Below are 13,651 nucleotides of genomic sequence, written 5' to 3'. Positions count from 1 at the left end.
CCTCGTGAGGCCTCGTGGCCTCGTGGGCCTCATGAAGAGGGGGACACCGTTTCCGGTGTCCCCCTCTTCGGCTGCTAGTCGCGGGCCGCGGTCAGGAATTCCGCGTGTTCCTGCAGCGAGCGGACGCCCACGTCCCCGTGGTTGAGGGCGTCGATGCCCTGGACCGCCGCGGCGAGCGCCTGGACGGTGGTCAGGCACGGCACGGACCGCGCCACGGCGGCCGTACGGATGTCGTAGCCGTCGAGTCGGCCGCCGGTGCCGTACGGGGTGTTGACGATGAGGTCGACCTCGCCGTCGTGGATGAGCTGGACGATGGTCTTCTCGCCGTTCGGGCCGGTGCCCTCGGACTGCTTGCGCACGACCGTGGCGTTGATGCCGTTGCGCTTGAGGACCTCGGCGGTGCCGGAGGTGGCCAGGAGCTCGAAGCCGTGGGCGACCAGCTCGCGGGCCGGGAAGATCATCGAGCGCTTGTCGCGGTTGGCGACCGAGATGAACGCCCTGCCCTTGGTGGGCAGCGGGCCGTAGGCGCCCGCCTGCGACTTGGCGTACGCCGTGCCGAAGACGGAGTCGATGCCCATGACCTCGCCCGTGGAGCGCATCTCCGGGCCGAGGACGGTGTCGACGCCGCGGCCGTGGATGTCCCGGAAGCGGGACCACGGCATCACGGCCTCCTTGACGGAGATCGGTGCGTCGAGCGGCAGCTCGCCGCCGTCGCCGTGCGCCGGGAGCAGGCCCTCGGCGCGCAGCTCGGCGACGGTCGCGCCCAGCGAGATGCGGGCGGCGGCCTTCGCCAGCGGAACGGCGGTCGCCTTGGAGGTGAAGGGCACCGTGCGCGAGGCGCGCGGGTTGGCCTCCAGGACGTAGAGGATGTCCCCGGCCAGCGCGAACTGGATGTTGATCAGGCCGCGCACGCCGACACCGGCGGCGATGCCCTCGGTGGAGGCGCGCAGCCGCTTGATGTCGAAGCCGCCCAGCGTGATCGGGGGCAGGGCGCACGCCGAGTCGCCGGAGTGGATGCCGGCCTCCTCGATGTGCTCCATGACGCCGCCGAGGTACAGCTCCTCGCCGTCGTACAGCGCGTCGACGTCGATCTCGATCGCGTCGTCGAGGAAGCGGTCGACCAGGACCGGCCGGGAGGGGCTGATCTCGGTGGACTCGGCGATGTAGGACTCCAGCCGGGTCTCGTCGTAGACGATCTCCATGCCGCGTCCGCCGAGGACGTAGGAGGGCCGGACGAGGACCGGGTAGCCGATCTCGTCGGCGATGGCCTTGGCCTCGGCGAAGGTGGTCGCGGTGCCGTGCTTGGGGGCCGGCAGGCCGGCCTCCTTGAGGACCCGGCCGAAGGCGCCCCGGTCCTCGGCCGCGTGGATGGCCTCGGGGGACGTGCCGACGATCGGCACACCGTTGTCCTTGAGCGCCTGCGCGAGGCCCAGCGGCGTCTGGCCGCCGAGCTGGACGATCACGCCCGCGATCGGGCCGGCCTGCGCTTCCGCGTGGACGATCTCCAGGACGTCCTCCAGCGTGAGCGGCTCGAAGTACAGCCGGTCGGAGGTGTCGTAGTCGGTGGAGACGGTCTCCGGGTTGCAGTTGACCATCACGGTCTCGTACCCGGCGTCGCTCAGCGCGAAGGAGGCGTGGACGCAGGAGTAGTCGAACTCGATGCCCTGGCCGATGCGGTTCGGGCCGGAGCCGAGGATGATCACGGCGGGCTTCTCGCGCGGCGCGACCTCGGTCTCCTCGTCGTAGGAGGAGTAGAAGTACGGCGTCTTCGCGGCGAACTCGGCGGCGCACGTGTCGACCGTCTTGTAGACCGGGCGGATGCCGAGCGCGTGCCGGACCTCGCGGACGACGTCCTCGCGCAGCCCCCGGATCTCGCCGATCTGCTGGTCGGAGAAGCCGTGCCGCTTGGCCTCGGCGAGCAGGTCCGCGGTCAGCTCGGGCGCCTCGGCCAGCTCGTCGGCGATCTCCTTGATCAGGAAGAGCTGGTCGACGAACCAGGGGTCGATCTTCGTGTACTCGAAGACCTCCTCCGGCGTGGCACCCGCGCGGATGGCCTGCATGACGGTGTTGATGCGGCCGTCGGTCGGCCGGACGGACTCCTCCAGCAGGGCCTGCTTGTCGCCCGTCTCACCGACGAAGGTGAACTGGCTGCCCTTCTTCTCCAGCGAGCGCAGCGCCTTCTGGAACGCCTCGGTGAAGTTCCGGCCGATGGCCATGGCCTCGCCGACCGACTTCATGGTCGTCGTCAGCGTCGAGTCGGCGGACGGGAACTTCTCGAACGCGAAGCGCGGGGCCTTGACGACCACGTAGTCGAGCGTCGGCTCGAAGGAGGCCGGGGTCTCCTGCGTGATGTCGTTCGGGATCTCGTCGAGGGTGTAGCCGACGGCGAGCTTGGCGGCGATCTTCGCGATCGGGAAGCCGGTCGCCTTCGAGGCCAGCGCGGACGAACGCGACACACGCGGGTTCATCTCGATGACGATCACGCGGCCGTCGGCCGGGTTCACCGCGAACTGGATGTTGCAGCCGCCGGTGTCGACGCCGACCTCGCGGATGACGGCGATGCCGATGTCGCGCAGGATCTGGTACTCGCGGTCGGTCAGCGTCATCGCGGGCGCGACGGTGATCGAGTCGCCGGTGTGCACGCCCATCGGGTCGAAGTTCTCGATGGAGCAGACGACCACGACGTTGTCGTGCTTGTCGCGCATCAGCTCCAGCTCGTACTCCTTCCAGCCGAGGATGGACTCCTCCAGGAGCACCTCGGTGGTCGGCGACAGGGTGAGGCCCTGGCCGGCGATGCGGCGCAGTTCCTCCTCGTCGTGGGCGAAGCCGGAGCCGGCGCCGCCCATGGTGAAGGAGGGGCGGACGACGACCGGGTAGCCGCCGAGCTCCTCGACGCCCTTGAGGACGTCGTCCATGGAGTGGCAGATGTAGGACCGGGCGGACTCGCCGTGGCCGATCTTCTTGCGGACCTCCTCCACGACCTCCTTGAACTGGTCGCGGTCCTCGCCCTTGTGGATGGCCTCCACATTGGCGCCGATCAGCTCGACGCCGTACTTCTCCAGGACGCCGTTCTCGTGCAGCGAGATGGCGGTGTTCAGGGCCGTCTGGCCGCCCAGGGTGGGCAGCAGCGCGTCGGGCTGCTCCTTGGCGATGATCTTCTCGACGAACTCCGGGGTGATCGGCTCGACGTAGGTGGCGTCGGCGATCTCCGGGTCGGTCATGATCGTCGCCGGGTTGGAGTTCACCAGGACGACGCGCAGGCCCTCGGCCTTGAGCACGCGGCACGCCTGGGTGCCGGAGTAGTCGAACTCGGCGGCCTGGCCGATGACGATCGGGCCGGAGCCGATGACCAGGACGGACTGGATATCGGTGCGCTTAGGCACGCTGGCCCTCCATCAGGGAAACGAAGCGGTCGAACAGGTAGGCGGCGTCGTGCGGGCCCGCTGCCGCTTCGGGGTGGTACTGGACGCTGAAGGCCGGCCTGTCGAGGAGCTGGAGGCCCTCCACCACGTTGTCGTTGAGGCAGACGTGGGAGACCTCGGCGCGGCCGTAGGGGGTCTCGGAGACCTTGTCGAGCGGGGCGTCGACGGCGAAGCCGTGGTTGTGCGCGGTGACCTCGACCTTGCCGGTCGTGCGGTCCTGCACGGGCTGGTTGATGCCGCGGTGGCCGTACTTCAGCTTGAAGGTGCCGAAGCCGAGGGCGCGGCCCAGGATCTGGTTGCCGAAGCAGATGCCGAACAGCGGGGTGCCGCGCTCCAGGACGCCCTGCATCACGGAGACCGGGTGGTCGGCGGTGGCGGGGTCGCCCGGGCCGTTGGAGAAGAACACGCCGTCGGGCTGGACCGCGTACACGTCGTCGACGGTCGCGGTGGCCGGCAGGACGTGCACCTCGATGCCGCGCTCGGCCATGCGGTGCGGGGTCATGCCCTTGATGCCGAGGTCGACGGCGGCGACGGTGAACTTCTTCTCGCCGATCGCGGGGACGACGTACGGCTCGGTGGTGGCGACCTCGGCGGAGAGGTCGGCGCCGGCCATCTCGGGGGCCTGGCGGACCTCGGCGAGCATGGTGCCCTCGTCGGGCAGCGCGTTGCCGGAGAAGATGCCGACGCGCATGGCGCCGCGCTCGCGCAGGTGCCGGGTGAGGGCGCGGGTGTCGATGCCGCTGATGCCGACGACGCCCTGCGCGGCCAGCTCCTCGTCGAGGGAGCGGCGGGAACGCCAGCTGGAGGGCACGCGAGCGGGGTCGCGCACGACGTAGCCGGAGACCCAGATCTTCCTGGACTCCATGTCCTCGTCGTTCACACCGGTGTTGCCCACGTGCGGGGCGGTCATCACGACGACCTGGCGGTGGTACGACGGGTCGGTGAGGGTCTCCTGGTAGCCGGTCATCCCGGTGGAGAACACGGCTTCGCCGAAGGTGGCCCCCACGGCCCCGTAGGCGCGGCCGCGGAAGATCCGGCCGTCCTCCAGGACGAGTACGGCGGGAGTCCTGGCAACTCCCCTGGTGGAGGTCGTCATCGTGCGCCTTCCGTTTCCGTCTTGTTGATCATGTCGTTCAGGGTTTCGACCCACTCGTTGTGCTCGGCCGCGCGGTCCGAGCGGAAGCCGGAGTCGATCAGCTTGTCGCCGTGCTCCCAGGTGACGACCAGCAGGCCGCCCTCGGTGAGCACCTTGCCGGCGATGCCCTTGTCGAGCCGGGCCTCGCGGAGCTGCCCGGCCGGGACGAAGAAGTCGGTCGCGCCGGGGCGTACGACGTCAAGTCCCGCGTCCGTCAGCGTCAGCTCGACACGGCTGCGGGTGCCCAGGCCGTGCGCCACGATGCGGTCCAGCCACTGCCCGGCGGTGGTCGAGCCGTGGTAGCGGCCGCTCATCGTCAGTCTGGCGGCACCGGGCGACTCCGGCGCGCCGGGCAGCTCCGGCAGGTCGCTCTGGAGCGTGCCCCGCCACTTCCAGCCCTCGCGCATCAGCCAGTAGACGAGGGCCACGAACAGGCCGAGGCCCACGACCCAGCCGATGCGGGCGGCCCAGTCGGTCACTTCCGCCGATTCCTTCTCGGCGGCCAGCAGGATTACAGGTGTCACGTGAGCTTCCCGTCGACGAGCGTGGCCTTGCCCCGCAGCCACGTGTGCGTCACGCGGCCCGGCAGCTCACGCCCCTCGTACGGGGTGTTGCGGCTGCGCGAGGCGAAGCCCGCGGGGTCCACCCGGCCACGGTATGCCGTGTCGACGAGGGTGAGGTTGGCGGGCTCACCAGCCGAGACGGGACGGCCCTGGCCGGTGGCCCGTCCGATCCGCGCGGGCGTGAAGGACATCCGGTCGGCGACGCCGGCCCAGTCGAGCAGGCCCGTGTCCACCATGGTCTCCTGGACCACCGACAGCGCGGTCTCCAGGCCGACCATGCCCATGGCCGCGGCGGCCCACTCGCAGTCCTTGTCCTCGTGCGGGTGCGGGGCGTGGTCGGTGGCGACGATGTCGATCGTGCCGTCGGCGAGCGCCTCGCGCAGCGCCATGACGTCGCGCTCGGTGCGCAGCGGCGGGTTGACCTTGTAGACCGGGTTGTACGACCGCACCAGCTCGTCGGTGAGGAGGAGGTGGTGCGGGGTGACCTCCGCGGTGACGTCGATGCCGCGGGACTTGGCCCAGCGGACGATCTCGACGCTGCCCGCCGTCGACAGGTGGCAGATGTGGACGCGGGAGCCGACGTGCTCGGCGAGCAGCACGTCCCGGGCGATGATCGATTCCTCGGCGACGGCCGGCCAGCCGCCGAGGCCCAGCTCGGCGGAGACGACGCCCTCGTTCATCTGGGCGCCCTCGGTCAGCCGCGGCTCCTGGGCGTGCTGGGCGACGACGCCGCCGAAGGCCTTCACGTACTCCAGCGCCCGGCGCATGATCACGGCGTCGTGGACGCACTTGCCGTCGTCGGAGAAGACGGTGACGCCGGCCGCGGACTCGTGCATGGCGCCCAGCTCGGCGAGCTTGCTGCCCTCCAGGCCGACGGTGACCGCGCCGATGGGCTGCACGTCGCAGTAGCCGGACTCCTTGCCGAGCCGCCAGACCTGCTCGACGACACCGGCGGTGTCGGCGACCGGGAAGGTGTTGGCCATGGCGAACACGGTGGTGTAGCCGCCGCTCGCCGCCGCGCGCGTGCCGGTCAGGACGGTCTCGGAGTCCTCCCGGCCGGGCTCGCGCAGATGGGTGTGCAGGTCGACCAGGCCCGGCAGCAGCACCTTGCCGGCGGCCTCGACGATCTCGGCGCCCTCCGCCGGGAGGCCGGTGCCGACCTGCGCGATCGTCCGGCCCTCGATCAGCACGTCCTGCGGCTCGCCGCCGAGCACCTTCGCACCACGGATCAGGATCTTGCTCATCGTTCTTACTTCTCCTCGGTGGTGCGGGCATGGGTGACGGCGGGTTCGTTGCCGCCGAGCAGCAGGTAGAGGACGGCCATCCGGATGGAGACGCCGTTGGTGACCTGCTCGACGACGGTGCAGCGGTCGGAGTCGGCGACCTCGGCGGTGATCTCCATGCCGCGGACCATCGGGCCGGGGTGCATGACGATGGCGTGCTCGGGCATCCGCGCCATGCGGTCGCCGTCGAGGCCGTAGCGGCGGGAGTACTCGCGCTCGGTCGGGAAGAACGCGGCGTTCATGCGTTCGCGCTGCACGCGCAGCATCATCACCGCGTCGGACTTGGTCAGCGTGGAGTCCAGGTCGTACGACACCTCGCACGGCCAGGTCTCGACGCCGACCGGCAGCAGGGTCGGCGGGGCGACGAGGGTGACCTCGGCGCCGAGCGTGTGCAGCAGGTCGACGTTGGAGCGGGCGACCCGGCTGTGCAGGACGTCGCCGACGATCGTGATGCGCCGCCCGTCGAGGTCCCGGCCGAGGCCGGCGTCCCGGCCGACCAGCCGGCGGCGCATGGTGAACGCGTCGAGCAGGGCCTGGGTGGGGTGCTGGTGGGTGCCGTCACCCGCGTTGATGACGGCGGCGTCGATCCAGCCGGAGGTGGCCAGGCGGTACGGGGCCCCGGAGGCGCCGTGCCGGATGACGACGGCGTCGACGCCCATGGCCTCCAGGGTCTGGGCGGTGTCCTTCAGGGACTCGCCCTTGGAGACGCTGGACCCCTTGGCGGTGAAGTTGATGACGTCCGCGGACAGGCGCTTCTCGGCGGCCTCGAACGAGATCCGGGTGCGGGTGGAGTCCTCGAAGAAGAGGTTGACGACGGTACGGCCGCGCAGGGTCGGGAGTTTCTTGATCGGCCGGTCCGCGACCCGGGCCATCTCCTCGGCGGTGTCGAGGATCAGGACGGCGTCGTCGCGGGTGAGGTCGGCGGCCGAGATGAGATGACGCTGCATCTGTCAGGCTCCGTAAGGCAGTTCATTCGGAAGAACAGGAGAATTCGGGCGTCCGGGCGCGTGCGTGGGCGCACCGAGCGGGCGTACGGCGGGCGAGTGCGCGTACGCAGCGGTGCTACGGCTGGGCGCCCTGGGTGGCCGGCTTGGCTCCGAGCAGCACGGTGTCGCGACCGTCCTCCTCGGCGAGCTGGACCTTGACCGTCTCCCGCAGCGACGTGGGGAGGTTCTTGCCGACGTAGTCGGCGCGGATGGGCAATTCGCGGTGGCCGCGGTCGACGAGGACCGCCAGCTGCACCGCGCGGGGACGTCCGATGTCGTTCAGGGCGTCCAGAGCGGCCCGGATGGTGCGGCCGGAGAAGAGAACGTCGTCGACGAGGACGACCAGACGGCCGTCGATGCCGTCACCGGGGATCTCGGTGCGGGCCAGCGCACGCGGCGGGTGCATGCGCAGGTCGTCGCGGTACATGGTGATGTCCAGCGAGCCGACCGGGACCTTGCGCTCGGTGATCTGCTCCAGCTTGGCGGCGAGTCTGCGGGCGAGGAAGACGCCTCGGGTCGGAATGCCGAGGAGCACCACGTCGTCGGCGCCCTTGGCGCGTTCGACGATCTCGTGGGCGATGCGGGTCAGCACCCGCGCGATGTCGGGCCCTTCGAGTACGGGCCGTGCATCGGACTGCGTGTCCATAAGAAACGGACCTCCTTCTCCGCCTCACGGGACGGACCTTAAAGGACGTCGGAATTGCGCCACCTACGGTAGCAGGCCCCGGGGAGTGACCCGATCGCCCCCCTGTCACCCTTCCGCCACCCCGGTATCACCCCTTCGGAGTAATGGATCGCCGATACCACGGAAGCGTCGGTGCGGACCATTCGGCTTGACGCAGGAGAGTAACGCTGCGTAACCTCACAGTGAGTTACCAGCCGCGCGGCACGGAACCAAGCCAGCCGCGTCGACACAGTGTCCGGGGAGCCATATGTCCAGCGAATACGCCAAACAGCTCGGGGCCAAGCTCCGGGCCATCCGCACCCAGCAGGGCCTTTCCCTCCACGGTGTCGAGGAGAAGTCCCAGGGCCGCTGGAAGGCCGTGGTGGTCGGTTCGTACGAGCGCGGCGACCGTGCCGTGACCGTGCAGCGCCTCGCCGAGCTGGCGGATTTCTACGGCGTTCCCGTGCAGGAGCTGCTTCCGGGCACCACCCCGGGCGGTGCCGCCGAGCCGCCGCCGAAGCTGGTCCTGGACCTGGAGCGGCTGGCCACCGTGCCGGCCGAGAAGGCGGGTCCCTTGCAGCGCTACGCGGCCACGATCCAGTCGCAGCGCGGTGACTACAACGGCAAGGTGCTCTCGATCCGCCAGGACGACCTGCGCACCCTCGCCGTCATCTACGACCAGTCGCCGTCGGTGCTCACCGAACAGCTGATCAGCTGGGGTGTCCTGGACGCGGACGCGCGCCGTGCGGTGGCGTCCCACGAGGAGGCCTGAGCGCCCAGCCGCCTCAGCAGAAACGTGCCGCCGGGGTGGCCGGAACTTCACGGTTCCGGCCACCCCGGCGGCGTCTCACGGGTCCCGGGAGAGCTCAGGGGCCCGCCAGGCAGAACGCCGGAGGGCCCACAGCAGGCGTGATGCGTGCTGCGGGCCCTCCGGCGTGGATGAGGGGTCCGGCTCAGCTCTCGTCCCGGCGCAGCGAAGGCTTCAGGTCCTTCAGCCGGCCCAGCAGGCCGTTGACGAACGAGGGCGACTCGTCCGTGGAGAACTCCTTCGCCAGCTGCACCATCTCGTCGAGGACGACGGCGTCCGGGGTCTCGTCGACCCAGATCAGCTCGTACGCGCCGAGGCGCAGGATGTTGCGGTCGACGACCGGCATCCGGTCCAGCGTCCAGCCGACCGAGTACTGGGCGATCAGCTCGTCGATGCGCTGGGCTCGCTCGGCGTAGCCCTCGACCAGCTCCATCGTGTACTCGCTCACCGGCGGCTGCCGGGTGTCGGCCCGGGAGTGCCGGACCCAGTCCGCGAGGACCGTCAGGACGTCGGCGCCGCGCTGGTCGCCCTCGAAGAGGATCTGGAAGGCGCGCTTGCGGGCCGTGTTGCGGGCGGCCACGGTTAGCTGTTCACCCGGCCGAGGTAGTCGCTCGTGCGGGTGTCGACCTTGATCTTCTCACCCGTGGTGATGAAGAGCGGGACCTGGATCTGGTGGCCGGTCTCCAGCGTGGCGGGCTTGGTGCCGCCGGTGGAGCGGTCGCCCTGGACGCCCGGCTCGGTCTCCTGGATGGTCAGCTCGACGGCGGCGGGCAGCTCCACGAAGAGCACCTCGCCCTCGTGCTGAGCGACGGTGGCCTCGAAGCCCTCGATGAGGAAGTTGGCGGCGTCGCCGACGACCTTGCGGTCGATGTGGAGCTGGTCGTAGGTCTCCATGTCCATGAAGACGAAGTAGTCGCCGTCCATGTACGAGAACTGCATGTCGCGCTTGTCGACAGTGGCCGTCTCGACCTTGACACCGGCGTTGAAGGTCTTGTCGACGACCTTGCCGGAGAGCACGTTCTTGAGCTTGGTGCGCACGAAGGCCGGGCCCTTGCCGGGCTTGACGTGCTGGAACTCGACGACGGACCAGAGCTGGCCGCCTTCGAGCTTGAGCACCATGCCGTTCTTGAGGTCGTTCGTGGAAGCCACGGTTGCGGAATCTCCTGGACTGACGTGGGACGACCCCGGGGCAGGCGCTCAGCGCAGGGCTAGAGCGCGAGCAGCTCCTTGGTCGTGATGGTGAGTAGCTCGGGTCCGCCGTCCGCCTCGGGGCGTACGACGAGCGTGTCATCGATCCGGACACCGCCCCGGCCCGGGAGGTGGACCCCCGGTTCGACGGTGACCGGCACGCAAGCGTCCAGTTTACCCATGGCCGCCGGGGTCAACTGAGGGTCCTCGTCGATTTCGAGCCCGACACCGTGCCCCGTGGCGGTCGGCAGGTTCTCCCCGTACCCGGCGGAGTCCAGCGCCTGACGTGCGGCGCGGTCCACGTCGCGGCAGGCGGCGCCGGGCGCGAGCGCCTCCCGGCCGGAGCGCTGAGCGGCGAAGACGAGGTCGTACAGCTCGATCTGCCAGTCGGCGGGCGAGGTGCCGATCACGAAGGTGCGGCCGATCTCGCAGCGGTAGCCGCGGTAGGTCGCGCCGAGGCAGACCGAGAGGAAGTCGCCCTCCTCCACCCGCCGGTCGGTGGGCCGGTGACCGCGACGTCCGGAGTTCGGTCCCGTGCCCACGGACGTCGGGAAGGCGGGGCCGTCGGCGCCGTGGTCGACCAGGCGGCGTTCCAGTTCCAGGGCGAGGTGCCGCTCGGTACGGCCGACGAGGATGGACTCCAGGAGTTCGCCGAGGGCCTGGTCGGCGATCTCCGCGCCGATCCGCAGGCAGGAGATCTCCTCCTCGTCCTTGACGACCCGCAGCTGTTCGACCGCGCCGCCCAGGTCGGTCAGACGCAGCCGGGGCGCGACGGAGCGCATGGCGCGGTGCCGGGCCACGGTGAGGTGGTGTTCCTCCGCGGCGAGGGAATCGGCGCCCTGGGCCGCGGCGAGGCCGGCGGCCGCGACGGCGGGGTCGCCGCCGGGTCCGGGCAGGGACCGCACCGGCAGGGCCTCGTCGGGCCGGCCCTCGGCGGAGCGGTCGCCGGGCGGGCCGGCGCACACCAGCAGATCTTCGGTCTTGCCCAGCAGCAGCACGGCGCCGTGCGGGGCGGCGCCCGCGAGATAGCGCACGTTGGCGGGCCGGGAGACGAGCGCCGCCGCGCTGCCGCCCGCGTTGCAGCGTTCTCGTAGGCGCGTCCGGCGGGCCGCGTACACCTCTGACATGAACCGAGCGTAAGAGCTCCGCTCGCGGGGCGCCGCTCGGGAGAGGCCGAGTGGGGAGGTGCTGGTTCTCGGGGTGCGGGGTGCGGCCGGCCGCTGTTCGCCGTCTGACCGCCGGTGGGGCCTGGTCGCTCAGTTCCCCGCGCCCCTGACGGGGCGCTTCCGGTCCGCCTCTTCACCAGCTCGGGGGGCTCGCTATCGAGCGGGCCAGGACCTCGTCCAGGACCTGCGCCGTCTCCGGAACGTCGAGCTGGGAGTTGTCGATGATCGGCAGACCCGAGCCGTACCAGCCGGCCATGCGGCCGTGGATGCGGGCGACCTCCTCGTCCGTGAGGCGGCGGTTGCCGGTGCGTTCCGCGTTGCGTTCCAGGACGATGTCCAGGCCGGGCAGCAGGACGACCGGGAGCAGCCCGGGGCCGACGTGCCGCTTCCAGCCGCCGAGGCCGACGACCGGGCGGTCGGGGAAGACGGCGTCGTCGAGGATGCACGAGATGCCGTTGGCGAGGAAGTTGCGCGCGGCGAAACCGCAGGTGCGGCGGGCCAGGCGGTACTGCGCCTCGGAGTTGTCGTTCCACCCGGACTGGGGGTCGGCGAAGCCCGAGCGGACCCATTCACGTACGTCGTCGAGGCTGATGTGGGCGGTGGGGACCCGGCGGTGGTCGGCCCAGTACTTGGCGACGCTGGTCTTGCCGGCACCCGCGGGGCCGATCAGCAGGACCGCGAGCGTGGTCGTGGCCGGCTCGGGCACGGTGGCCGTGGCGGGGGGCGCGCTGGGCACGGCGACGGGGCCGCCGGGCGGCAGCGGTACGTGACCGGTGGTGTCCGGCACGGCCGGGGCCGGGGGCTGCTGGGGTGCCGTGGGGTGCGCGGGCTGCTGGGGGGCCGTGGAGTGCGGGGGCTGCGTCGGGTAGCCCGGAGGCGGCGGCACGGGCGCGGAACCCTGGTGCGGACCCGGGTGGTGTGCGGCCGGGGACCAGCCGATGGCCGGTCCGTGCCCCGGCAGGTGGGGCGGCGGCAGCGGAGAACCCACTGCGTGCTGCATCCGGTGCCACTCCGTCTCGTTCTCTGGGCTCGGTTCGCCTCAGGCGATGGGCGCTGACAGCGGGGCGGCCCCGCTCGCTACCGAACGGTACCGCCCCCGGCCGTCGTTTGGTGAACGGCCGGGGGCGGCCCGAAGTGCCCGTGCCCGAAGGCGAATCGGACGGAAGGTGCGCCGGGGTACTACTCGCCCACTTCACCGTAGGCGGCCAGCAGGACGGCCGGGTCGGGGCCCTCCAGGACGGTCGGCTTGGCCAGGCCGTCGAGGACGATGAAGCGCAGCAGGTCGCCGCGGGACTTCTTGTCGACCTTCATGTTCTCCAGCAGCTTGGGCCACTGGTCGTAGCGGTAGTGCAGCGGCAGCCCGACCGCTTCCAGGATGGTGCGGTGGCGGTCGGCGGTGGCGTCGTCCAGGCGGCCCGCGAGGCGGCCCAGTTCGGCGGCGAAGTGCATGCCCACCGCCACCGCGGCACCGTGCCGCCACTTGTAGCGCTCGTTCTTCTCGATGGCGTGGCCGAGCGTGTGGCCGTAGTTGAGGATCTCCCTCAGGCCCGCTTCCTTCAGGTCCGAGGAGACGACCTCCGCCTTGACCCTGATCGAGCGCACGATCAGCTCGGCGGTGTGCGGTCCGGCCGGAGTGCGTGCGGCCTGGGGGTCCTCCTCGATGAGGTCCAGGATCGCCGGGTCGGCGATGAAGCCGGCCTTGATGACCTCGGCCAGGCCGGACACGTAGTCGTTGACGGGCAGGGAGTCCAGGGCGGCGAGGTCGCACAGGACGCCGACGGGCGGGTGGAAGGCGCCGACGAGGTTCTTGCCCTCGGCGGTGTTGATGCCGGTCTTGCCTCCGACGGCCGCGTCGACCATGGCCAGCACGGTGGTCGGGATCGCGACCCAGCGCACTCCGCGCAGCCAGGTGGCGGCCACGAATCCGGCCAGGTCGGTGCTGGAGCCGCCGCCCACGCCCACGATGACGTCGGTGCGGGTGAAGCCGGACTGGCCCAGTGCCTTCCAGCAGTAGGCGGCGACCTCGGCGGTCTTGGCCTCCTCGGCGTTGGGCACCTGGATGGCGATCGCCTCGTAGCCCTGCTCGGCGAGGTCGGCGCGCAGCGCGTCACCGGTCTCGGCCAGTGCCTCGGGGTGGATGACCGCGACCCGCTTGGCCTTGGGTCCGATCAGACCGGCGAGCTCGCCCAGGAGCTGACGGCCCACCAGGACCTCGTAGGGCTCGGATCCCGCGGTGCCACCGACCTGGATCCTTGTCACTTCGTTCACCATAGCGTCCTTCTGCCGGGGGGCCGGGGGTCGTCCCCCGGGCAACGCGGTCTTCAACTCCAGTGCGTCGAGGGCGGCTTGGGTCACTTCCTCGGGGGTGCGCGCGTCGGTGGCGACGACGACGGTGGCCACCTCCTCGTACAGATGACGGCGGGCCTCCATCAGCTC

12 protein-coding genes are annotated in these 13,651 nt (G+C 70.9%); 1 reads left to right on the top strand and 11 read right to left on the bottom strand.

From position 1 onward, the window contains the following. Nucleotides 1–74: 74 nt before the first annotated feature. The 6 genes from carB to pyrR all read right to left on the bottom strand — a co-directional run bounded on the left by carB (nt 75) and on the right by pyrR (nt 8,035). A complete protein-coding gene (gene carB, locus IE260_RS31260; RefSeq protein ID WP_189877995.1) occupies nt 75–3,383 on the bottom strand; it encodes a carbamoyl-phosphate synthase large subunit in 3,309 nt (1,102 codons plus the stop codon). Continuing rightward, a complete protein-coding gene (gene carA, locus IE260_RS31255) occupies nt 3,376–4,518 on the bottom strand; it encodes a glutamine-hydrolyzing carbamoyl-phosphate synthase small subunit (RefSeq protein ID WP_189877989.1) in 1,143 nt (380 codons plus the stop codon). Before carA ends, carB begins: the two co-directional genes overlap by 8 nt. After that, nucleotides 4,515–5,081, bottom strand: a complete 567-nt coding sequence (locus IE260_RS31250) for a PH-like domain-containing protein (protein ID WP_189877987.1) — start codon at nt 5,079–5,081, stop codon at nt 4,515–4,517. The genes carA and IE260_RS31250 overlap by 4 nt, the downstream gene beginning before the upstream one ends. After that, the gene (locus IE260_RS31245) at nt 5,078–6,364 is read right to left on the bottom strand and encodes a dihydroorotase (protein ID WP_189877985.1); all 1,287 of its coding nucleotides are present in this window, start codon (nt 6,362–6,364) and stop codon (nt 5,078–5,080) included. Before IE260_RS31245 ends, IE260_RS31250 begins: the two co-directional genes overlap by 4 nt. A gap of 5 nt (nt 6,365–6,369) precedes the next feature. After that, nucleotides 6,370–7,350, bottom strand: coding sequence for an aspartate carbamoyltransferase catalytic subunit (locus tag IE260_RS31240; RefSeq protein ID WP_189877983.1), 981 nt, complete (start codon nt 7,348–7,350; stop codon nt 6,370–6,372). A gap of 115 nt (nt 7,351–7,465) precedes the next feature. Beyond that, nucleotides 7,466–8,035: a bifunctional pyr operon transcriptional regulator/uracil phosphoribosyltransferase PyrR gene (gene pyrR, locus IE260_RS31235; RefSeq protein WP_189877981.1), complete on the bottom strand. Its 570-nt coding sequence runs from the start codon at nt 8,033–8,035 to the stop codon at nt 7,466–7,468. Between the two features lie 286 nt (nt 8,036–8,321). Between pyrR and bldD the strand changes: the two genes are divergently transcribed. Next, nucleotides 8,322–8,825 (top strand): transcriptional regulator BldD, encoded by a 504-nt coding sequence (bldD, locus tag IE260_RS31230; protein WP_018570201.1) that lies wholly within the window; start codon nt 8,322–8,324, stop codon nt 8,823–8,825. A 181-nt stretch (nt 8,826–9,006) separates the two neighbouring features. Here the strand turns inward: bldD and nusB are convergent, their stop codons facing one another. The 5 genes from nusB to aroB form a co-directional block, all read right to left on the bottom strand. After that, complete coding sequence (gene nusB / locus IE260_RS31225) at nt 9,007–9,441, bottom strand: transcription antitermination factor NusB (RefSeq protein WP_189877979.1); 435 nt, start codon at nt 9,439–9,441, stop codon at nt 9,007–9,009. A gap of 2 nt (nt 9,442–9,443) precedes the next feature. After that, on the bottom strand, nt 9,444–10,010 hold the full coding sequence (efp, locus tag IE260_RS31220) for an elongation factor P (protein ID WP_188180555.1): 567 nt from the start codon (nt 10,008–10,010) through the stop codon (nt 9,444–9,446). Nucleotides 10,011–10,069: 59 nt separating this feature from the next. Next, entirely contained in the window at nt 10,070–11,176 is a 1,107-nt protein-coding gene (locus IE260_RS31215) for an aminopeptidase P family protein (protein WP_189877976.1), read from the bottom strand. A gap of 172 nt (nt 11,177–11,348) precedes the next feature. Next, entirely contained in the window at nt 11,349–12,215 is an 867-nt protein-coding gene (locus IE260_RS31210) for a Pro-rich N-terminal domain-containing protein (RefSeq protein WP_189877974.1), read from the bottom strand. A 179-nt stretch (nt 12,216–12,394) separates the two neighbouring features. Then, nucleotides 12,395–13,651, bottom strand: a 1,257-nt coding sequence (gene aroB / locus IE260_RS31205; protein WP_229881481.1) for a 3-dehydroquinate synthase, incomplete at its 5' end; no start/stop codon positions are given.

This window comes from Streptomyces viridiviolaceus, from assembly GCF_014650995.1.
Classification (GTDB): domain Bacteria; phylum Actinomycetota; class Actinomycetes; order Streptomycetales; family Streptomycetaceae; genus Streptomyces; species Streptomyces viridiviolaceus.
The sequence above is the reverse complement of the archived record's forward strand: the minus strand, read 5'-3'. Positions and strand labels throughout refer to the sequence as shown.

Coding starts and splice junctions, on each gene's coding strand:
- carA (WP_189877989.1), bottom strand. CDS start 4,518: ATGACGACCTCCACCAGGGGAGTTGCCAGGACTCCCGCCGTACTCGTC.
- IE260_RS31245 (WP_189877985.1), bottom strand. CDS start 6,364: ATGAGCAAGATCCTGATCCGTGGTGCGAAGGTGCTCGGCGGCGAGCCG.
- IE260_RS31240 (WP_189877983.1), bottom strand. CDS start 7,350: ATGCAGCGTCATCTCATCTCGGCCGCCGACCTCACCCGCGACGACGCC.
- pyrR (WP_189877981.1), bottom strand. CDS start 8,035: ATGGACACGCAGTCCGATGCACGGCCCGTACTCGAAGGGCCCGACATC.
- bldD (WP_018570201.1), top strand. CDS start 8,322: ATGTCCAGCGAATACGCCAAACAGCTCGGGGCCAAGCTCCGGGCCATC.
- IE260_RS31215 (WP_189877976.1), bottom strand. CDS start 11,176: ATGTCAGAGGTGTACGCGGCCCGCCGGACGCGCCTACGAGAACGCTGC.
- IE260_RS31210 (WP_189877974.1), bottom strand. CDS start 12,215: ATGCAGCACGCAGTGGGTTCTCCGCTGCCGCCGCCCCACCTGCCGGGG.